This is a genomic window from Agrobacterium sp. LEGMi-208b (genome assembly GCF_059511785.1).
Map to the genome: position 1 here is coordinate 1,216,398 of NZ_CM183445.1, position 19,586 is coordinate 1,235,983.

At 60.2% G+C, this 19,586-nt stretch carries 19 protein-coding genes and 1 tRNA gene; 11 read left to right on the forward strand and 9 right to left on the reverse strand.

Annotated elements, in window-relative coordinates; genetic code table 11:
- Positions 1 to 17: 17 nt before the first annotated feature.
- The 3 genes from AC5YUO_RS06035 to AC5YUO_RS06045 all read right to left on the reverse strand — a co-directional run bounded on the left by AC5YUO_RS06035 (position 18) and on the right by AC5YUO_RS06045 (position 4,023).
- Positions 18 to 94: transfer RNA gene (locus AC5YUO_RS06035), tRNA-Arg, on the reverse strand.
- A 217-nt stretch (positions 95 to 311) separates the two neighbouring features.
- Positions 312 to 1,730, reverse strand: coding sequence for a sensor histidine kinase (locus AC5YUO_RS06040; RefSeq protein WP_496154815.1), 1,419 nt, complete (start codon positions 1,728 to 1,730; stop codon positions 312 to 314).
- A 244-nt stretch (positions 1,731 to 1,974) separates the two neighbouring features.
- Positions 1,975 to 4,023: a methyl-accepting chemotaxis protein gene (locus AC5YUO_RS06045; protein WP_496154598.1), complete on the reverse strand. Its 2,049-nt coding sequence runs from the start codon at positions 4,021 to 4,023 to the stop codon at positions 1,975 to 1,977.
- Positions 4,024 to 4,374: 351 nt separating this feature from the next.
- On the opposite strand from AC5YUO_RS06045, the gene rpmH reads away from it, so the two are divergent.
- The 4 genes from rpmH to yihA are packed head-to-tail and all read left to right on the forward strand — an operon-like array spanning position 4,375 to position 7,384.
- Positions 4,375 to 4,512, forward strand: coding sequence for a 50S ribosomal protein L34 (rpmH, locus tag AC5YUO_RS06050; RefSeq protein ID WP_003493611.1), 138 nt, complete (start codon positions 4,375 to 4,377; stop codon positions 4,510 to 4,512).
- Positions 4,513 to 4,548: 36 nt separating this feature from the next.
- Entirely contained in the window at positions 4,549 to 4,932 is a 384-nt protein-coding gene (rnpA, locus tag AC5YUO_RS06055) for a ribonuclease P protein component (protein ID WP_496154599.1), read from the forward strand.
- Positions 4,932 to 6,734: a membrane protein insertase YidC gene (yidC, locus tag AC5YUO_RS06060; protein ID WP_496154600.1), complete on the forward strand. Its 1,803-nt coding sequence runs from the start codon at positions 4,932 to 4,934 to the stop codon at positions 6,732 to 6,734. Before rnpA ends, yidC begins: the two co-directional genes overlap by 1 nt.
- A complete protein-coding gene (gene yihA, locus AC5YUO_RS06065) occupies positions 6,731 to 7,384 on the forward strand; it encodes a ribosome biogenesis GTP-binding protein YihA/YsxC (RefSeq protein ID WP_149743868.1) in 654 nt (217 codons plus the stop codon). Before yidC ends, yihA begins: the two co-directional genes overlap by 4 nt.
- Before the next feature lie 12 nt (positions 7,385 to 7,396).
- On the opposite strand, the gene AC5YUO_RS06070 is transcribed toward yihA, so the two are convergent.
- A complete protein-coding gene (locus tag AC5YUO_RS06070) occupies positions 7,397 to 7,774 on the reverse strand; it encodes a hypothetical protein (RefSeq protein WP_496154601.1) in 378 nt (125 codons plus the stop codon).
- Positions 7,775 to 8,045: 271 nt separating this feature from the next.
- Here AC5YUO_RS06070 and argB point away from each other — a divergent pair, with 271 nt between their 5' ends.
- Positions 8,046 to 8,930: an acetylglutamate kinase gene (gene argB / locus AC5YUO_RS06075; protein ID WP_400818715.1), complete on the forward strand. Its 885-nt coding sequence runs from the start codon at positions 8,046 to 8,048 to the stop codon at positions 8,928 to 8,930.
- Positions 8,931 to 8,976: 46 nt separating this feature from the next.
- Here the strand turns inward: argB and AC5YUO_RS06080 are convergent, their stop codons facing one another.
- Entirely contained in the window at positions 8,977 to 9,894 is a 918-nt protein-coding gene (locus AC5YUO_RS06080) for an EamA family transporter (RefSeq protein WP_496154602.1), read from the reverse strand.
- Between the two features lie 106 nt (positions 9,895 to 10,000).
- Between AC5YUO_RS06080 and AC5YUO_RS06085 the strand changes: the two genes are divergently transcribed.
- Positions 10,001 to 10,714, forward strand: a complete 714-nt coding sequence (locus tag AC5YUO_RS06085; RefSeq protein ID WP_496154603.1) for a pyrimidine 5'-nucleotidase — start codon at positions 10,001 to 10,003, stop codon at positions 10,712 to 10,714.
- Positions 10,715 to 10,814: 100 nt separating this feature from the next.
- Positions 10,815 to 11,423 (forward strand): EF-hand domain-containing protein, encoded by a 609-nt coding sequence (locus tag AC5YUO_RS06090; protein WP_496154604.1) that lies wholly within the window; start codon positions 10,815 to 10,817, stop codon positions 11,421 to 11,423.
- A 42-nt stretch (positions 11,424 to 11,465) separates the two neighbouring features.
- Here the strand turns inward: AC5YUO_RS06090 and AC5YUO_RS06095 are convergent, their stop codons facing one another.
- Together AC5YUO_RS06095 and AC5YUO_RS06100 are read right to left on the reverse strand one after the other, a co-directional pair.
- Positions 11,466 to 11,723 (reverse strand): BQ00720 family protein, encoded by a 258-nt coding sequence (locus AC5YUO_RS06095; protein WP_496154605.1) that lies wholly within the window; start codon positions 11,721 to 11,723, stop codon positions 11,466 to 11,468.
- 56 nt (positions 11,724 to 11,779) lie between these two features.
- Positions 11,780 to 12,205, reverse strand: a complete 426-nt coding sequence (locus tag AC5YUO_RS06100; protein ID WP_496154606.1) for an Hsp20 family protein — start codon at positions 12,203 to 12,205, stop codon at positions 11,780 to 11,782.
- A 206-nt stretch (positions 12,206 to 12,411) separates the two neighbouring features.
- Here AC5YUO_RS06100 and AC5YUO_RS06105 point away from each other — a divergent pair, with 206 nt between their 5' ends.
- Complete coding sequence (locus AC5YUO_RS06105) at positions 12,412 to 13,356, forward strand: nucleoside hydrolase (RefSeq protein ID WP_496154607.1); 945 nt, start codon at positions 12,412 to 12,414, stop codon at positions 13,354 to 13,356.
- Positions 13,357 to 13,425: 69 nt separating this feature from the next.
- On the opposite strand, the gene AC5YUO_RS06110 is transcribed toward AC5YUO_RS06105, so the two are convergent.
- Both AC5YUO_RS06110 and AC5YUO_RS06115 read right to left on the reverse strand, forming a co-directional pair.
- The gene (locus AC5YUO_RS06110; protein ID WP_496154608.1) at positions 13,426 to 15,765 is read right to left on the reverse strand and encodes a methyl-accepting chemotaxis protein; all 2,340 of its coding nucleotides are present in this window, start codon (positions 15,763 to 15,765) and stop codon (positions 13,426 to 13,428) included.
- 166 nt (positions 15,766 to 15,931) lie between these two features.
- Positions 15,932 to 16,798 (reverse strand): LOG family protein, encoded by an 867-nt coding sequence (locus AC5YUO_RS06115; protein ID WP_496154609.1) that lies wholly within the window; start codon positions 16,796 to 16,798, stop codon positions 15,932 to 15,934.
- 138 nt (positions 16,799 to 16,936) lie between these two features.
- On the opposite strand from AC5YUO_RS06115, the gene dapD reads away from it, so the two are divergent.
- Genes dapD through AC5YUO_RS06130 form a run of 3 tightly spaced genes read left to right on the forward strand, consistent with a single transcriptional unit; the run spans position 16,937 to position 19,582 of the window.
- A complete protein-coding gene (gene dapD / locus AC5YUO_RS06120; protein ID WP_496154610.1) occupies positions 16,937 to 17,791 on the forward strand; it encodes a 2,3,4,5-tetrahydropyridine-2,6-dicarboxylate N-succinyltransferase in 855 nt (284 codons plus the stop codon).
- 14 nt (positions 17,792 to 17,805) lie between these two features.
- The gene (gene dapE / locus AC5YUO_RS06125; RefSeq protein ID WP_496154611.1) at positions 17,806 to 19,002 is read left to right on the forward strand and encodes a succinyl-diaminopimelate desuccinylase; all 1,197 of its coding nucleotides are present in this window, start codon (positions 17,806 to 17,808) and stop codon (positions 19,000 to 19,002) included.
- Positions 18,986 to 19,582, forward strand: a complete 597-nt coding sequence (locus AC5YUO_RS06130; RefSeq protein ID WP_496154612.1) for a hypothetical protein — start codon at positions 18,986 to 18,988, stop codon at positions 19,580 to 19,582. Before dapE ends, AC5YUO_RS06130 begins: the two co-directional genes overlap by 17 nt.
- The last annotated feature ends 4 nt before the right edge of the window (positions 19,583 to 19,586 follow it).

The window sequence follows — 19,586 nt, forward strand, 5'->3', positions numbered from 1 at the left end:
TTTCAAAGGGAAGAAAATGGCGCACCCGAAGAGATTCGAACTCCTGACCCCCAGATTCGTAGTCTGGTGCTCTATCCAGCTGAGCTACGGGTGCGTGCCGTTCCGGTCGTTTCCGGTGGCGTGGCGATCCTCTAAAACGTCCTCATTCCGAATGCAAGCGATTTCGTTTCGAAATTGTCATTTTTCCGCAGCAATTCGCTTATCACATTGATTATATTGCAAATTCCATGCGGACCATTTTCCGCGAGCCTGACGCGGCCTCGATTCCGCCGAAGATGATGACGTCCCGAACCCGCTGCCGAGCGGGTTTTTCAGGCGGTTCTGGCTGCCTGTACGGAAGCGGCGCGGTCAGCGATTTCGATACGGAACTGCGTTCCGGGACCGGGCTTTTCGACAAGCGCGATCGTACCGCCATGGGCAAGCACGAGTTCGCGGGCAATGACGAGGCCAAGGCCCGTGCCGCCGGAGCGGGCCGATCCCCTGAAAGCGGAGAACAGGTTTTCCTTGGCCTTGCGCGGCATTCCCGGCCCATTGTCGTCGATGACGATGCTGACGACGCCGCCCGCCCTCTGGGCCGAAATGGAAAGGTGTCGCGGCGCAGCATTCGCCGCATCGGATTGCAGGGCCTGAACCGCATTGCGACAGAGATTGTGGATGACCCGGAAAAGCTGTTCGGAATCCGCATCCACTGTGAGATCGGGCGGAACGCTGTCCTGGAACTCGATGCCGCCGTCTGGATCGAGCGCCAGAATATCGCGCACATCCCGCACCAGAAGGCTCAACGGCACCATCTTGCGTTTCGGCGCACCCTCCGTTGCCTGGCCATAGGCCAGAACCTCACCGGTATAGGCCACGGCGCGGTCGATGGTGCGCAGCAGTTTCGGCGCGAAACTTCTCACCATCGGATCCTTGGCATCCACCAGACGGTCCGACATGAGCTGTGCGGAGGACAGGATGTTGCGCATGTCATGGTTGATCTTCGAGACCGCGAGGCCGAGATCCACGAGATTCTTCTGCTGGCGCAGGGTTTTCTGCAGTTCGGTCTGCATGTCGGCGAGGTGGCGGCCCGCAACGGACAGTTCGTCGGTCCCTTCCTCGGGCACGAAAATCCGCTCCGGATTACCCGGATCCTCCGAGAAATTCTGCATGCCGAGCGTCAACCGACGTATGGGCCGGATCATGATGCGGTTGATGGAGACGAAGATCAGGCCCGCGGTGATCAGCGACAGGACGATGGAGATCAGGAAAACGTTGCGGGCGTAAGCAAGCATCGCCGCCCGAAGCTTGTTTTCACCGAGCACCAGTTCGATGATCGTGTCGCTGTCGCCGACGACATCGAAAACGCGGATGACGCGGTTGCCGCCGAACAGCAGGGTGGAAAAGGCGTCCCGCACAGCCGCCACCTGCGAAACATCGGAAAGATCATATTGCTCGTCGACGCCGGGCGGCGTCTCCGCCACGGCGAGCAGCCGCGAGGTACCGTCCTTGCGCAGCGCGATAAGTTTCGCCCCGGTTGCCATCAGCGTGTCGTTCTGCACGCTTCGCGGCAGTTCGGCCTGCAGGCCATCGATGACAGCACCGGCGGCAGCGGCCGTATTCAGACGGTCGCGCAGCCATGAAAGACGCATATTGGCGACGGAAGGCACGAAAATCAGCACTTCCGCGATCATTACGAAAATGACCGTGAGCAGCAGCAGCCGTCCTGAAAGACCGGCGGTCAATCCCGGCATGCAATGCACCGGATCGTCTTGCGTGCGGTCCAAGCTGTCTACGCCTTTAGAAAACACCGGGCCATGATCCTGTATGCGTGCCGCCGCTTGCGTGGAACGGCTCGGTTTATATGCAGCGACGATAATAGGACCTAATGGATATTTTTCCAATGCGCTGCAAAACAAAGGTTTTCATCGCCGGAAAAACAAACGCCGCCCGGCAGGGGCGGCGTTTGAGCCTGTTTGAAGCGAAACCGCAGGTGGCCTAGAACTCCTGCCAGTCGCCATGCGCGGGCGCTGCCGCAGGCTGGGCATTGAGCGCGCGGCTGACGCTGTTCATCAATTTGCGGGCCGGGGATGCCACCGCCGGCGTCCTGCCGGAGACAGCCACCGGTCCGGCGGAGACCGTCATCGGCCTCGAGGGCTGCTCGCTGCGATGGCTGCGCTGCGTATTCTCGGCGCCGACGTTGAAGCGCGCCACCAGCGTCACGAGATGGTCCGCCTCGCTGCTCAGCTTGTGGGTTGCAGCCGAGGTCTCCTCCACCATGGCGGCGTTGCGCTGCGTTACCTGATCCATCTGGTTGATGGCGGTATTCACCTCGTGCAGTCCGGTGGACTGTTCCCTGGCAGCCGTCGCGATCGAATGGATATGCTCGTTGATTGCGAGAACGCGAGTCTCGATCTCGTTCAGCGCGCCACCGGTTCTCTGCACCAGCGACACGCCACGCCCGACCTCTTCGCCGGATTTGGTGATCAGCGCCTTGATGTCTTTGGCGGCCGTCGCGGAGCGTTGCGCAAGTTCCCGCACTTCCTGTGCGACGACGGCAAAGCCCTTACCGGCTTCACCCGCACGGGCGGCTTCCACGCCGGCATTCAGCGCCAGCAGGTTCGTCTGGAAGGCAATTTCATCGATGACGTTGATGATCTGGCTGATCTCGCGAGAGGCGTGCTCGATGCGATCCATGGCGGAAACGGCATCGCGCACGACATTGGCGGATTCTTCCGTCTTCTGCTTCGTTTCGGCGACCATGGCGCTGGCTTCCTGCGCGCGATCGGTCGAATTGCGAACGACGGCGGTGATCTCATCCAGAGCGGCGGAGGTTTCCTCCAGTGCCGCAGCCTGCTGTTCCGTCCGCTTCGACAGGTCGTCAGCCGCCGAGCGCAGTTCGTTCGCGTTGCCGCTGATGCCTTCCGTGCTGCCGCGCACTTCGCGCATCGTCTCGCGCAGCTTGGTCAGCGTCTGGTTGACGTTCTCCTGAAGTTCGGCGAACACGCCGCGAAACTCGCCATCCATCCGCTCCGTCAGATCGCCCCGCGCCAGACCTCCAATGACACGGTTGGTCTCGGAGACACCGTTGTGGACCCCGGTGAGGAGCGAATTGATCGTTGCGGCGAAACGGTTGAGGTTCTCTTCGCCATAATCCTTGTTGATGCGGCGGCTGAAATCGCCCTGGGCCGCGGCGTCGACGACGACGGCCATGCCGGCTTGCAGATCGTCGCTCTTGGCGCGCATGGCGGCTTCCTGCGCATTCATGCGGCGCACTTCGCTGCCGTTTTTCTTGAAGACCTCGACGGCCGCAGCCATTTCGCCGATTTCGTCGTTGCGGCCGAGATAGGGGACGTCCGCGTCGAGATTTCCATCGGCCACGGCATTCATCACCTGCGAAACCCTGCGGATGGGTGCGCTGAGTTGCCGCGTACCAATATAGAGGCCGAACGCGGCTCCCGCGCCGACGCCGGCAACCGTTACCGCGACGATCGCCCAGAATATGGTGGTGCTGAAAGAATCGACTCCCGCCTTTACGACTTCCAGTTCGGCAAGATCGTTTTTCACGACACTGTCGATCTCCGCCTGATAGGCCTTGCGATTGGCGCGGTTCGCCTCGTTATTGCCCTGCTGGCTGGCTGCCTGCGGCCCGTTTTCCTTCCCCAGCCGGACAGTCTCCAGACGGAAGGTCCGGAATTCCTTGGACCGGCTGACAAGCTTGTCGAAACTCGCCTGCTGTTCCGCCGGCACGAGCGGCGCCCAGCTGGCGATCAGCTTTTCCATGGCGTCGAGGTTTTTGACCATGCCGTCGGCAAAGGGGGTGGCCGCAGCCACATCGGCCGCCGCATAAACGCCACGCGCCTCCATGACGACTGCCGTTACCAGTCGATTGAGCGCCTCGCCCTTGTAGGCCCTTTCGGCAGCTTCCTCGAAGTGATGCGACCGAACCCAGAATTCGTTGATCGCATAGATGGACAGCCCGCCAATGGTGCAGGCCACAAGGCTCATCAGCCCGACAAGTAGATTGATACGACCACGAATTCTCAACTTCGTTCCCCCAACAAAAACCAGCGCCAAGATGAAAATGGGAAGCTGGCATAACTTTTCGCGTCACAAGATTTATCAATGCCGCGTTAAGAAAGAATTTCAGATTTTATCGATTGCGCGCCGGAATCGGCCTCTATTGGCAGTCGGCGAAGGAGATGGCGGTGCGTTTTCCGCAAAAGGTGAAGCGCGAAAACCCCTTCGGCAATTGACTTTGCTCGGCCTATGCCCTTATAAGCCGCGCACGCTCGGCCAATGAAAGCTCGCCCAGGCGGGGTTAGCCGTGCAAAAAACGAAACGCTCTTGCAAATTATTGCAAATTCAAGAAGGGCCGCACACCGCGGTATTAAATAAATGTCGAAGCGTACTTACCAACCGTCCAAGCTTGTCCGCAAGCGTCGCCATGGCTTCCGCGCCCGTATGGCTACCGCTGGCGGCCGCAAGGTTCTCGCAGCCCGCCGTGCGCGCGGCCGCGCTCGTCTTTCGGCTTAATTGCCGTCTCTGTGACCCGGTGAAAGTCGCGGGCACATGAGCAAGACAGGAAAACTGCCCGGCCGGCTTAAAAACCGGTCGGATTTCCTTGCCGTTCAGGCAGGAGAAAAACGGCGGGGAAGCACCTTTCTTCTGGAAGTGCTTGACCGGAGAGCCCCGGAAACCGAACCTCGCGTCGGTTTTACCGTAACGAAAAGACAAGGCAACGCGGTCGAGCGAAATCGCATACGCCGCCGTCTCAAGGAAGCCGTCAGGCTTTCTGCCGGGGTCGCAATGAAGCCCGGTCATGACTATGTGATTGTCGCCCGCAGGGACGTGCTCGATACGGCCTTCCCGAAACTTCAGTCTCTCCTTAACGAGCGGATTGAAGGAACGGCGAAACCGAAACGGTCCCAGGAGACCCGCTCCAGGAAAGAATGATGGAAAAGAACCGTAATTACTTCATCGCGATAGCCCTTTCGGTTGTCATCGTCCTCGCCTGGCAATTCCTTTACATGAATCCGCGTATCGAGCAGCAGCGCCGCGCCGAAGAGGCCCGCCAGGCGCAGCAGCAGACGACGCAGCAACAGCAGCCGGCGCCGGGTGCAGCACCAGGTACTGCCGTTGAAGGCGCACCGCCTGCCTCCTCACCGCAGACTGCCGCCACGGCGACCCGCGAAGAGTCGATTGCAAGAACCCAGCGCGTGGCCATCGAGACCAACGCCATCGCCGGCTCGATCAACCTCACCGGCGCCCGCTTCGATGACATCCGGCTCAAGGATTACCATGAGACCGTCGATGACTCGAGCCCGATCATCACGCTGTTCTCGCCCTCCGACACCAAGGACGGCTACTTCACCGAACTCGGTTACGTTGCAGCACAGGAAGTCGGTGGCGTTCCCGGCCCGACCACCGTCTGGACGCTGGCAAGCGGCGACAAGCTGACGGAAACCACCCCGGTCACCCTCACCTACACCAATTCCAAGGGCGTGATTTTCTCCCGTACGGTTTCGATCGACGAGCATTACATGATCTCGGTCGCCGACAAGGTAGAGAACCCCGGCCAGGCGGCGATCTCCTTCGCCACCTATGGCCGTGTGACGCGCAACAACAAGCCTGCAGTTCCCCCCGTCTTCGTCATCCATGAAGGCTTCCTTGGCGTTTCGGGCAAGGACGGCAGCCTGACGGAAGAAAAGTACAAGGACGTCGAAGAAGCACCGGTAACGGTTGCCAAGGCGACCGGCGGCTGGCTCGGCATCACCGACAAATATTGGGCCGCAGCCATCGTTCCGCCGCAGACGACGCCGTTCGAAACCCGGTATTCGCACATCACCGGCAATCAGCCGAGCTATCAGGCCGATTTCAAGAGCGACCCGATGACGGTCGAGCCCGGCCAGTCGATCGAGCTGAAGAGCCTCGTTTTCGCCGGCGCCAAGGAAGTGCCGCTGGTTGACCGCTATGAAAAAGAATACTCCATTCCGAAGTTCGACCTGCTGATCGACTGGGGCTGGTTCTACTTCATCACCAAGCCGATGTTCAAACTGATGGATTTCTTCTTCCGTTATTTTGGCAATTTCGGCGTGGCGATCCTGCTCACCACCATCGTCGTCAAGGCTCTCTTCTTCCCGCTCGCCAGCAAGCAATATGCGTCCATGGCGAACATGAAGCGCGTGCAGCCGAAGATGGAAGAGCTGAAAGCCAAGCATGGCGATGACCGCATGGCCATGCAGCAGGCGATGATGCAGCTCTACAAGGAAGAGAAAATCAACCCGGTTGCCGGCTGCTGGCCGATGCTTCTGCAGATCCCGGTCTTCTTCGCGCTCTACAAGGTCATCTACGTCACCATCGAAATGCGGCATGCACCGTTCTTCGGCTGGATTCACGACCTGTCCGCGCCGGATCCGACGTCGCTGTTCAACCTTTTCGGCCTTCTGCCCTATGATGTGCCGCACTTCCTGATGATCGGCGTCTGGCCGCTGGTCATGGGCATCACCATGTTCCTGCAGATGCGCATGAACCCGACGCCGCCCGATCCGACGCAGGCGATGATCTTCAACTGGATGCCGCTGATCTTCACCTTCATGCTGGCCTCCTTCCCGGCCGGTCTGGTCATCTACTGGGCATGGAACAACACGCTCTCCATCACCCAGCAGGCCGTCATCATGAAGCGCCAGGGCGCCAAGATCGAGCTGTTCGATAACATCAAGGGGTTGTTCAAGCGAAAGCCGGTGCAATCGAAATGACCGAGACCGGCACGGCAACCGAAAAGCCCCTGTTCGGGCGACCCTGGATTTTCATTCGCGGCGTTCCCGCGATGAAATTCCTGCCGCCCGAAGGCCCGCCTGAGATTGCCTTCGCCGGCCGTTCGAATGTCGGCAAGTCCTCGCTCATCAATGCGCTGGTGGGCCACAAGGGGCTTGCCCGCACCTCCAACACGCCCGGACGCACACAGGAACTCAACTATTTCGTTCCGGATGGTTATTCCGGCGAAGCGGGCGATCTGCCGCCGATGGCGCTGGTCGACATGCCCGGTTACGGTTATGCGCAGGCCCCCAAGGATCAGGTCGATGCCTGGACGAAGCTCGTCTTCGATTATCTGCGCGGTCGTGCGACGCTGAAGCGCGTTTACGTGCTGATCGATTCCCGCCACGGCGTGAAAAAGAATGACGAGGAGGTTCTGACCCTGCTCGACAAGGCGGCCGTTTCCTACCAGATCGTGCTGACGAAGACGGACAAGATCAAGGATGCCGGTGTTCCGCGGCTGATCGGCGAAACGCTGGAGAAAATCCGCAAGCGTCCCGCCGCCTATCCGGAAGTTCTCGCCACATCCTCGGAAAAATCATTCGGGCTGGATAGCCTGCGGGCCGAGATCGTCAGAACGATCTCTCTCTGAAAGGCGCGCCTCTCAGGCGATGGTGAAAAGCAGAACGGCGGTCCAGAGCATCGCCGTCAACGCCAGAAGGCGCCAGAAGCGCACCGAATGCCAGACCTCCGAAAGCATGGCAGCGAACATGCTGCCACCCCGCAGCGGCTGGCTCCTGAATGGCAGGCCGGAGCGGCTCGGGTCCCGTTCCAGCAGCGCGGCAACGGTTGCGTTTTCGCGATACTCGGTTTCCGCCAGATTGTCCCGCCAGCGCCTGACCATGGCTGCGAACTGGCGGTCGCGTTTGACGCGCTTGGCAAGCTCCGCCATGTTTTCCGGCGGCAGGGCACCCAGCACATATTCGCCCGCAAGGACTTCATCCCGCAAACCGCTTTGCTTGTCTCGATCGGGTGCCGTCATATGGTCTCTCGCTCCTCGGTCGTTCAGGTCAGCATCGCTTCCGCGGCGCGCGACATCCCATATCGCCCTGAATTAACCCCTCCCCTTTCCCCTGCAAGGCTGGTCCCATTGGGCCTTTATGTCAATCACATTACAGGGCCGGGACCGTCAAAAAAAAGAAATTTGACCGCTGCCGACACAATAAGGCCAGGAGGTTATTTCATCCGTCAAAGACTTGCTTTAGAGCGGTGACAGGCTCTCAACAGCCGCAACCACAGACCGAGGTTTTTAGATGACTGCTTCCGAAAGCGAAACTCAGGCGCGGCTGCTCGCACAAGCTCTGCCCTTCATGCAGAAATACGAGAACAAGACCATCGTGGTGAAATATGGCGGTCACGCCATGGGAGATACCACGCTCGGCAAGGCTTTCGCGGAAGACATCGCCCTGTTGAAGCAATCGGGCATAAACCCCATCGTCGTGCATGGCGGCGGCCCGCAGATCGGCGCGATGCTGACGAAGATGGGCATCGAATCGAAATTCGAGGGCGGCCTGCGCGTTACCGACGCCAAGACGGTCGAGATCGTCGAAATGGTTCTGGCCGGTTCCATCAACAAGGAAATCGTCGCCCTCATCAATCAGACGGGCGAATGGGCCATCGGCCTGTGCGGCAAGGACGGCAACATGGTCTTTGCCGAAAAGGCGAAAAAGACCGTCATCGATCCTGACAGCAATATCGAACGTGTGCTCGATCTCGGCTTCGTCGGCGAAGTCACAGAAGTCGACCGCACCCTGCTCGACCTGCTCGCCAAGTCGGAGATGATCCCGGTCATCGCTCCCGTCGCTCCCGGTCGCGACGGTGCCACCTACAATATCAACGCCGATACCTTCGCCGGGGCGATTGCGGGTGCGCTTCACGCCTCCCGTCTGCTGTTTCTCACCGACGTTCCCGGCGTTCTCGACAAGAACAAGGAGCTCATCAAGGAACTCACCGTCTCGCAGGCGCGTGCGCTCATCAAGGACGGCACGATTTCCGGCGGTATGATCCCGAAGGTCGAGACCTGCATCGACGCCATCAAGGCCGGTGTTCAGGGCGTGGTGATCCTCAACGGCAAGACGCCTCACTCCGTCCTTCTGGAAATCTTCACGGAAGGCGCCGGCACGCTCATCGTGCCCTGACGTGCTTCAGGTGGCGGACAGCGAGCCTGTTCGCCACATCGGGCATTCAGCCGAATGCCAGCAGCGACAGCACACCCACGACAATCAGCAGGCAGCCGGAGAGTTCGAGCCGGTTGATCTTCTCCTTGAAGAAAAGCACGGTCGAAGCGAAGGCGAAGAGCATCTCCACCTGCGCCAATGCCTTCACCACGGCGGCCTGTTGCAGGGTCATCGCCGTGAACCAGCCGAATGAGGCCGTGGCACCTACGAAACCGACCGCAAGCGACGGTTTCCACACCCTGGCGATCCGCCGCAACTCTTCCCGCTCGCGCAAGACGATCCACAGGAACATCGACACCGTCTGCATGACGATGACGACAACGAGGGTAAAGCCCGCCTGCATCATCGCGTCCGGGGCGGGAAGGCTCGGCGCAAGCGCGAGCGACGCTGATCGATAGGCAACCGACGACAGGCCGAAGAAAGCGCCTGAAGCAAGGCCGATACCCGCCGTCCGGCTGAAGATAGAGGTCAGGAAGGAAGCGGGCGTGACTTCCGTGCGCGCCACCGAAATCAGCATGACGCCGGCAACCGAGATGGCGATGGCCGCCAATGTGCCGCCATTGACGCTTTCACCGATGAAGATAAGCGCGAACAGTGCCGCCTGCGCCGGTTCCGTGCGGGAATAGGCTGTGCCAACCGCGAAGTTGCGAAACGAGAACAGATGCACCAGCAGGAAGGTGGCGGCAATCTGCGCCATGGCCCCGACCGTCGCCCACACGGCAAAGGACATGTTGGGCACCGGCAGAGGGCGACCGAGCCCGAAATGCAAAAAAGCGAGATAGGCGAGAGCGAAAGGCATGCCGAACACGAAGCGCACGAAGGTCGCGCCCGTGGTGCCCATCATGCCCTTGAGGTGCTTTTGCAGGGTCGAGCGCAGGTTCTGCAAGAACGCGCTTGCGAAAGTGATGCCTATCCAGAGTTCCATGGCCTTGGCGGTATCATGCGCCGGAGGCCGCAGCCAAGCCCGATTTTCTGATCAAACGTCGTCTTTTCGATTTTCTTCGGCATTCGAAACGGGCATAAAGCAGCCCATGGACACAAAGCCGAAAAACCTGCCCGAAGCCGCCGATTTCGCCCATGTGAACGAATGGGTCTTCGATCTCGACAACACGCTCTATCCGCATCACGTCAATCTGTTCTCGCAGATCGATCGCAACATGACGGCCTATGTGGCGGAGCTTCTGAAGCTCGATCCCGACGAGGCCCGGGCGCTGCAGAAGCGCTATTATCACGACCATGGCACGACGCTTCAGGGCCTGATGATCCATTACGGCATCAGCCCGGACGAGTTTCTGGAACGCGCCCATGCCATCGATTATTCGGCGCTGAAACCGCATCCGGAACTCGGTGAGGCAATCAAGGCTTTGCCGGGCCGCAAGTTCATCCTCACCAACGGTAGCGTCAAACATGCGCAGGCCGCCGCCGGCGCGCTCGGCATTCTCGATCATTTCGAGGATATTTTCGATATCGTCGCCGCAGGCTATCTGCCAAAGCCGGCCAGCGCGACCTATGAGAAGTTCGCGGCGCTTGCGAAACTCGACACGCAAAAAGCCGCCATGTTCGAGGATTTACCGCGCAATCTTGCAGCGCCCAAGGCGCTCGGCATGAAGACCGTGCTGCTCGTCCCCGCCAATCTCGAGGGCGTCATCATGGAACGCTGGGAAATCCCCGCCGTCACGGACGCGCATATCGACTATATCACCGATGACCTGACCGGGTTCCTGACGAAGACCATCGCAGGCTGAGCAGCGAACATTACCGAAGCTTCATCCACCTTACGGATGTTTAAGTGGTGGGGCGTGTTAGACGTCACTATCTTTTCTTCAGGGACACCAAAGAAAGGTAATGACGATGACCACACGAAAAATCGCCCTGTCTGCTCTTGGCGCAGCCCTTGTGCTCAGCACGGCCGCGACGGCGAGTTTCGCCGCACCCGGCAAAGGCCACAAGGATCGCATGCCGATCCGCCAGGAAGCCGCCTTCGTTCACCTCCTGAAGGTTGCGGATACCAACAAGGACGGCAAGATTTCCAAGGAGGAATTCGCCGCCCGTCAGGACGCCCTCTTCACCGAGATCGACAAGGACAAGGACGGCTCGATCACGCCGAAGGAAATGCGCGAATATCGCCAGGCGAAAATGGAAGCTTTCCGCGCCGCCAATCCCCGTCCCGAGCGTGAGAACGCCAAAGCCGAAGACGGCAAGGGCCCCGAGGGCAAGCGCGCCGAAAGACATGCCGAGCGCGAACATGGTGGCCGTTTCGGCCATCAGGGCTGGGGCAAGCATGGCGGCAAGGGCGCAGGCTTCGCGCGGATCCGCTGGGCCGATACCGACGAGAACGGTCAGGTCAGCAAGGCCGAATTCACCGCCGCCGGCGAAAAAATGTTCGAACGGCTGGACAAGAACAAGGACGGCGTCATCTCCATCGACGACATGCCGGACCGCCCGTTCCTTTAATCCAATAAGCATAAAGCCCGCTCAACCGGCGGGCTTTTTCCTTCAATGCAGGCTGACGGTCTTGAGATCGTCTTCGGCAGCCTTGAAAAATGTACTGGACCGGTTGTCCGTCAGGAGGATCGGCGTACCATCCGCACCAAACAGCGCCCAAATATCCAATTGCGGATCGAGATCCGGTGCCTCCGGGAAACAGCGGCTAACGTCTTCCGCACGGATCTTGCGGATATATCCCACTTCTCCTTCACCGATATGGGCGAGCTGGGACTGGGTGAGACGCGCATGCGCTTCTTTTAAGAGCATATTTCAGCCTCCTTCTTCACGCCGAGCGATTCATGTCCGATTCCGGCGTTCACGTTCTACTCTGAGACGGAAATATTAATTTTCTTTACCACGTTTGAAATTTCGGGCCGGACCAGATCGATGGACAGAAGACCGTTGCGCAGGCGCGCGTCGCGAACCTGCATGCCATCGGCAAGCACGAAGACCCGCTGGAACTGGCGCGCGGCGATGCCGCGATAGAGAAAATCGCGCTTCTCCTGTTCCTGCTGGCGTCCGCGAATGACGAGCTGATTATCGGCCGTCGTCACATCCAGCTCATCCTGCGAAAACCCCGCGACGGCGATGGTGATGCGCAGGCGCTCCGGCACATCGTCACTGCCCGGCAGGCGCTCGATATTATAGGGAGGATAGCCATCATTGGCCTTCGCCATACGCTCCAGCGTTTTTTCCATGGCATCAAAACCCAGCAAAAGCGGGTGGGTGAATGGCGTCATGCGGCTCATATCTCTGTTGTCCTTGCAACCAAGCGACGTTTCGCGGTCCCGCTTCCGGCAACCTCGCCGGTCAATCGCACCGGCCCCTGCAATATGGGAAGCACAACCGCAATACGCAAGACGCGGCGACGAGCAAAGGGGACACCGGGGAATGAGGCTTGACAAGTGAGCATCCGCGGCTCGAAAAAAGCGCTCATCTCAACGGCGGGCAAGACATGGCAGAACGCAGAAAAATCATCATCGACACCGATCCGGGCCAGGACGACGCGGCGGCAATCATGCTCGCTTTCGCAAGTCCGGAGGAAATCGACATTCTCGGATTGTGCGCCGTCGCCGGCAACGTTCCCTTGAAGCTCACCAGCCGCAATATCCGCATCATCAGCGAATTGTGCGGCCGCACCGATATTCCGGTCTATGAGGGCGCCGAGAAGCCGCTGGTGCGCGAGCCCATCACCGCCGAGCACGTTCACGGCAGCACCGGCCTCGATGGCCCTGATCTCGATGAGCCGACGATGGAGGCGCAAAAGCAGCATGCGGTCGATTTCATCATCGAAACGCTGATGCGGGAACCCGCCGGCACGGTGACACTGTGCACGCTCGGCGCACTGACCAATGTAGCGCTGGCGCTCCTGAAGGCACCCGAGATCGCCGATCGCGTCAAGGAACTGGTGATGATGGGCGGCGGCTTCTTTGAGGGCGGCAACATCACGCCGGCGGCGGAATTCAACATCTATGTCGACCCGCAGGCCGCCGATATCGTCTTCCGCTCCGGCATGCCTGTTGTCATGATGCCGCTCGACGTCACCCATCAGTTGCTGACGACCAAGGCGCGCGTCAGCCGCATTCGCGAGATCGGCACACGGCCGGCCATCGCCATGGCGGAAATGCTGGAATTCTTCGAACGTTTCGACATCGAGAAATACGGTTCGGACGGTGGTCCGCTGCATGATCCGACCGTCATCGCCTATCTCATCAAACCCGAACTGTTTCAGGGTCGCGAGTGCAATGTCGAAATCGAAGTCCATTCCGAACTCACCATGGGCATGACGGTGGTGGATTGGTGGCATGTTACCGAACGGCCCGCCAACGCCCGCGTTATGCGCAATGTGGATGCGGATGGCTTCTTCGAACTGCTGACGGAACGTTTCGCCCGTCTGTAACGGAGTGCGGATACGAAAAGGGCCGCTGGTATCGCCAGCGGCCCTTTTATTTGAAGCCGGAAGGGTTTGTCAGAATTCCGTCCAGTCATCCTGCGCCAGCGCGTTTGCGCCGCTGGTTCTCGGGCGTGCGCGGGGGGTAACGGCATGTGCAGGCGCGTGCGTCTGCACCGGAGCGGCGGGTGCGCGCATCGCCGCCGCCGTGGCGCGCAATTGCTGGCTGGAATGGCCGCCGGAAACCGAGAAACCGGCAACGAGCGATTTCAGCGTTTCGGCCTCGCTGTTCAGCGTCACGCTGGCCGCCGTCGTTTCTTCCACCATCGCCGCATTCTGCTGGGTGACCTGATCCATCTGCGTCACGGCGGAATTGATCTCCTTCAGGCCGACCGCCTGTTCGCTGGCGGAAGCGGAAATCTGCCGTATCAACTGGTTGATCTGCAGAACCTGATCGGCGATCTTTTTCATCGTCTCACCGGCCTTGCCGACCAGCTGGACGCCCTCGCCCACCTGCGTGGCCGAGGTGTTGATAAGACCCTTGATCTCCTTGGCGGCGGTGGCGGAGCGTTGCGCCAGTTCGCGAACTTCCTGTGCGACGACGGCAAAGCCCTTGCCCGCATCACCCGCACGGGCGGCTTCAACGCCCGCATTCAGCGCCAGAAGGTTGGTCTGGAAGGCGATCTCGTCGATCACGCCGATAATACGGGAGATTTCGGCCGAGGATTGCGCGATGCCCTGCATGGAGTTCACGGCCTGCTGCACGACTTCACCCGACTTGCCGGCGTCGTCGCAGGCATGGCTGACGGCTCCAGCCGCCTCTGCGGCGTTTTCCGCGCTGGAATTGACCTGCGCGGTAAGCTCGTTGAGCGCGGCGGCGGTTTCTTCGAGGCTCGCGGCCTGCTGTTCCGTGCGGTGCGAAAGATCACTGGCGGCGCGGGTGATCTCGCCCGTGCCGTTGCCGATGCTGACGACGGTTGTGTTGACCGTGGAAACGGTTTCCTCGAGGCTGGCGAGCGCCGCGTTGAAGTCCTCACGCAGCTTTTTATATTCGCCGGGGAATTCGTCCTCGATACGGTAGGTGAGGTTACCCTGCGAAAGCGCGTTGAGGCCAGTACCAAGCGCGCCGACAATGTGCTGCTGCATGCGGCTGTTTTCATTGCGCTCGAATTCGGATCGCTGGCGCTCCGTTTCCGCATGGCCACGCTGGGCGGCGGCTTCTGCCTCCATCTCGCGAATGCCGGCAAGCTTCGCGCGGAACCCTTCCAGCGCGGTAGCCACGGCGCCCGTCTCATCCCGGCGTTCCTGTCCGGAAACCGGTACGTCGTAGCGACCGTCACTCAGCGTCCTGACATCGGAGACCAGCGAGGCAAGGGGATTGCCGACGAAATAACGCACGGCGAAATAAAGCGCAGTGATGACGGCGGCGAGAATGACGATCGCGCCGATGATCATCATGTAGGTCTGTTCCTGAACCGGTGCGTTCAGGGCCTGATGGGGAATATCCACCAGCACCACCCAGGTCGCGTTGAGACCCGGAACGGCGAAGGGATAGACGAGACGGTTAAAGGGCGCATCCGTGTCAAGGCCGAGATTTTCGATGAGGCCCTGCTTGCCTGACGTGATCGCCGCCTGAACGGTGCTCGCACCGTCTCCGTCATAGGCTTTCATGTTCTGTTCCGGCGTCGGCGGCACCAGCCATTGCCCGCCCTGCGAAACGAGCGTCACGCGGCCGGTCTCGAAAGGATGCAGCGCCTGCAGCTTCTGCGACAGCGAGGCGAGCGATATATCCACACCCGCCACGCCGATCATCTTGCCATCCGACATGACCGGATAGGCAAGCGAGGTCATGGTGGTGGGCACTTCCGTGCCTTCGGCGAGATAGGGCTGGGTAATGGCGCCCTTGCCGGTCTTTGCCGCAAGGGCATACCATTCCGCCGCATAGTCGTTATTGAAGGTTGAAAACTGGATATCGCCCTTCTGGGTCTTCGACCAATAGGGCGCAAACGCGCCGTTTTCATTGGTGCCGAGATCCAGCCTGCCCGCAATCTCCTTGCTCTGCCCATCAAAAAGGCCAAGCTGCTCGCAGAACCAGCTTCCGAAAGCAAAGGCATTCTGCTCGACATTGGCCTTGAGGATGTTGACGATGCCGGGGCGATCCATCGATTTCGCCTGATGCGCGCGGCCGATGACACCGGCCATGGAGCGCGCGGCGCTGCCCAGTTCACCCACATCGGCAGCGATGACGTTGGCGATGGCGCGCGCTTCGGTATTGGCCTGCTCCATGGTCAGCGAATGGACGCGCTCGCTGGTCTGGGAAATCAGAAAGGAATTCGATGCAACAAGAACCGTGGTGATGGCGCAGCCGGTTACAAGGATCAGCTTGGTCGCAAGCGACTTCACTTGGAAATTGAACATTTTGGCCTCGATCAAATCGCCCGCCCGAAAAGGCTGACGTCAACGGATGAGAAATCTCCGTCATGGAGGCCTGTCCTCACGGGACAGTGCGCTGCAGCGCGACGGGGCAAAACTAGAAGATCTTTGCTAATTAAGCCCTAAAATTACATCGCCGCGCCAAGCATAATCAGTGTTCGTAATGGGCCGAGATGATTTTCCATGCATCGTCGGCCGTTTCGGCGAAGTGCAGAAGATTCATATCTTCAGGTGCGATGGTGCCGAAATCCGCCAAGAATTCGAAGTTGATCACCGATCGCCAGAATTTCTCACCGAACAGGATGAGCGGAATGGGCTCCATGCGTTTCGTCTGGATCAGGGTCAGCGCTTCGAACAATTCATCCAGCGTGCCGAAACCGCCGGGGAAGATCACCACGGCCTTCGCCCGCATCAGGAAATGCATCTTGCGAATGGCGAAATAGTGGAAGTTGAAGCTCAGCTCCGGCGTCACATAGGGGTTCGGCGCCTGCTCGTGCGGAAGAACGATGTTGAGGCCGATAGAGGGGCCGCCGGCATCGGCAGCGCCGCGATTGCCCGCTTCCATGACACCGGGACCACCGCCGGTGACCACGACATATTCGAGGTGATCGGATTTCGCGGCATAGTCGGTGCAGAGACGGGCGAACTTGCGCGCCTCGTCGTAATAGACCGAGGATTGCTCGAGATTGCGCTTCTGCGTCTCGTTGCGCGCCGCCCAGGCTTCGCCGCCCGGCTCGGGAATGCGGGCGCCGCCGAACATGACGACGGTGGATTTGATGCCGCGCTCGGTCAGCGCCATTTCCGTCTTCAGAAGTTCCAATTGAAGCCTGACGGGGCGCAGTTCCTCGCGGCAGAGGAAATCCATGTCCACATAGGCGAGGCGATAGGATGAGGAATCCGACTGTGGTGTTTTTTGAACGACCTCGGCCTGCTGCTTGTCGACGGCACTGCGCTTCAACGGATCCCATACCCCGTCCTTGCGCCGCAACTTGCCGTTTTTCAGTCGTGTCATTTCCATGCCTTTCGTCTGACGCGCCAAATCACCCAAATCACATTGACGCCTTTCCAACACTCCCTTAGATCAAATGACCAAAGCCTTCCAGCGGCGCGGCACCATCCGTGACCACGAACACCACGCGACTTTAAGGAATTTTCCATGAGCCTTACGGATCTCACCTCCCTCGAAACCATCATCGAAACCGCCTTCGACAACCGCGATGGTGTGAACGTATCGACGAAGGGCGAGGTTCGCGACGCCGTGGACACATCTCTTCAATTTCTCGATAGCGGCAAGGCACGCGTGGCCGAAAAGCAGGCTGACGGGAACTGGAAGGTGAACCAGTGGCTGAAAAAGGCCGTGCTTCTGTCCTTCCGCCTGAACGATATGGAGATCGTGACCGGCGGACCGGGCGAATCCACCTGGTGGGACAAGGTGCCGTCGAAGTTTGAAAACTGGGGTGAAAACCAGTTCCGGGCCGCCGGTTTCCGCGCCGTGCCTAATGCCGTCGTGCGCCGCTCCGCCTATGTTGCCAAGAACGTGGTCCTGATGCCCTCCTTCGTCAATCTCGGTGCCTATGTCGATGAAGGCACGATGGTCGATACCTGGGCGACCGTCGGCTCCTGCGCGCAGATCGGCAAGAACGTGCATCTTTCGGGCGGCGTCGGCATCGGCGGCGTTCTGGAGCCGCTGCAGGCCGGCCCGACCATCATCGAGGATAATTGCTTCATCGGCGCCCGTTCGGAAGTTGTTGAAGGCTGCATCGTGCGCGAAGGCGCGGTTCTCGGCATGGGCGTGTTCATCGGCAAGTCGACCAAGATCGTCGACCGCGCCACCGGCGAGATCACCTATGGCGAAGTACCGCCCTATTCCGTCGTCGTTGCCGGCACCATGCCGGGCAAGCCTTTCCCGAACGGCGAACCCGGCCCGAGCCTTTATTGCGCCGTGATCGTCAAGCGCGTCGATGAAAAGACCCGCTCCAAGACCGGCATCAACGAGCTTCTGCGCGACTGATAAAAGCTGATACCATGACCACGACCGATCCCGTTGCCAATCTCGCCGCCCTCATCCGTTGCCCTTCGGTGACGCCTGCGGAAGGCGGCGCGCTTTCCCTGCTCGATACCCTGCTTTCGCCGCTTGGCTTCCGGGTGGACAGGATGGTGGCGAGCGAGGCGGAAACGCCTGACGTGGAAAATCTCTATGCCCGGCTCGGCACCGAGGGTCCGCATCTGATGTTTGCGGGCCATACGGATGTTGTTCCCGTTGGCGACGAGGCCGCCTGGAGCCATCCGCCCTTTGCGGCCGAAATCGCCGGCGGCGAAATGTACGGTCGCGGTGCGGTGGACATGAAGGGCGGTATTGCCTGTTTCGTTGCCGCCATCGCCCGCCATATCGAAAAACACGGCAAGCCGCAGGGCTCCGTCTCCTTCCTGATTACAGGCGATGAGGAAGGCCCGTCGATCAACGGCACCTCCAAGCTGCTGGAATGGGCAGCCGCCAAGGGCGAGACGTGGGACGCCTGCGTGGTGGGCGAACCGACCAATCCCGACCAGCTGGGCGACATGATAAAGATCGGCCGCCGGGGGTCACTCTCCGGCCGCATCACGGTCCATGGCGTGCAGGGACACGCCGCCTATCCGCATCTCGCCGACAACCCCATTCGCGGCTTGTTGCAGCTCACCCATGCGCTGATGCATCCGCCCTTCGATCACGGCACCGATAATTTCCAGCCTTCCAACCTGGAAGTGACGACCGTCGATACCGGCAATGCCGCCACCAATGTGATCCCGGCGCGGGCGACGGCCTCCTTCAACATCCGTTTCAACGATACGTGGACTGCAGAAAGCCTTCGGGCGGAAATCATCCGCCGCCTCGATGCCGCCGCGGCCGAAGGTGAGCTTCGCCCCGACCGTTCACCGGTGAAATACGACATCGTCTGGGCGGACCGTCCGGCCCATGTATTCCTGACCCGCAACAATGCGCTCATCTCCTCGCTTTCCGGCGCGGTGGAGGCCGTTACCGGCAAGGAGCCCAAGCTTTCGACCACCGGCGGCACCTCGGATGCGCGTTTCATCAAGGATTATTGCCCGGTGGTGGAGTTCGGCCTCGTCGGACAAACCATGCATATGGTCGACGAACGCGTGGCGGTTGCCGATCTGGAGACGCTGACGCGGATTTACGAGACCTTTATCGAACGCTGGTTCGCCCATGCCGACGGCAAGTGAAGTAAGGCTCTATCTGACGGGCCTGTGGCTTCTGCTACTTAGCGACCACAATGGCGCACGTTATCTGGACCTCTCCGAGCGCGGCATGTGGCGGTCCTTCTATTCGGCGCTGTGGTGCCTGCCCGCCATGCTGGTTTCCTGGCTGTGGCTGCGCGCCGCCTTCCTCGCCAGCTATCCGCCCGGCACCGGAACGGGCTTCATCTTTTTCTTCCGTCTGGCGATGGTCGAGGCCATCTGCTGGATCGTACCGCTGCTGTTGATCGGCATGCTGCTCTTTGCCTTCGGCGCACGGGAAAAATTCGCGCCGCTCGTCACCACCATGAACTGGCTGTCGCTGCCATTTTCCTACGCCTATGCGGTTCTGATACTGATCGCATTCTTCCTGCCACCCTTGCAGGGGCTGATCGCCATTCTGTGGCTGGCGCTGCTTCTGTCGCTGGTCTTCGCCTTCTCGCGGATCGTACGCTTCTTCATCCGCGACCAGTCGCTGCTCGTCTCGGCCATCGTCATGACGCTGCTGGTGCCCGGCATGCTTCTGTCGGAAGCGCTGCAGCGGTTTCTCGGCGTTTACCCCGCCTGAGAAC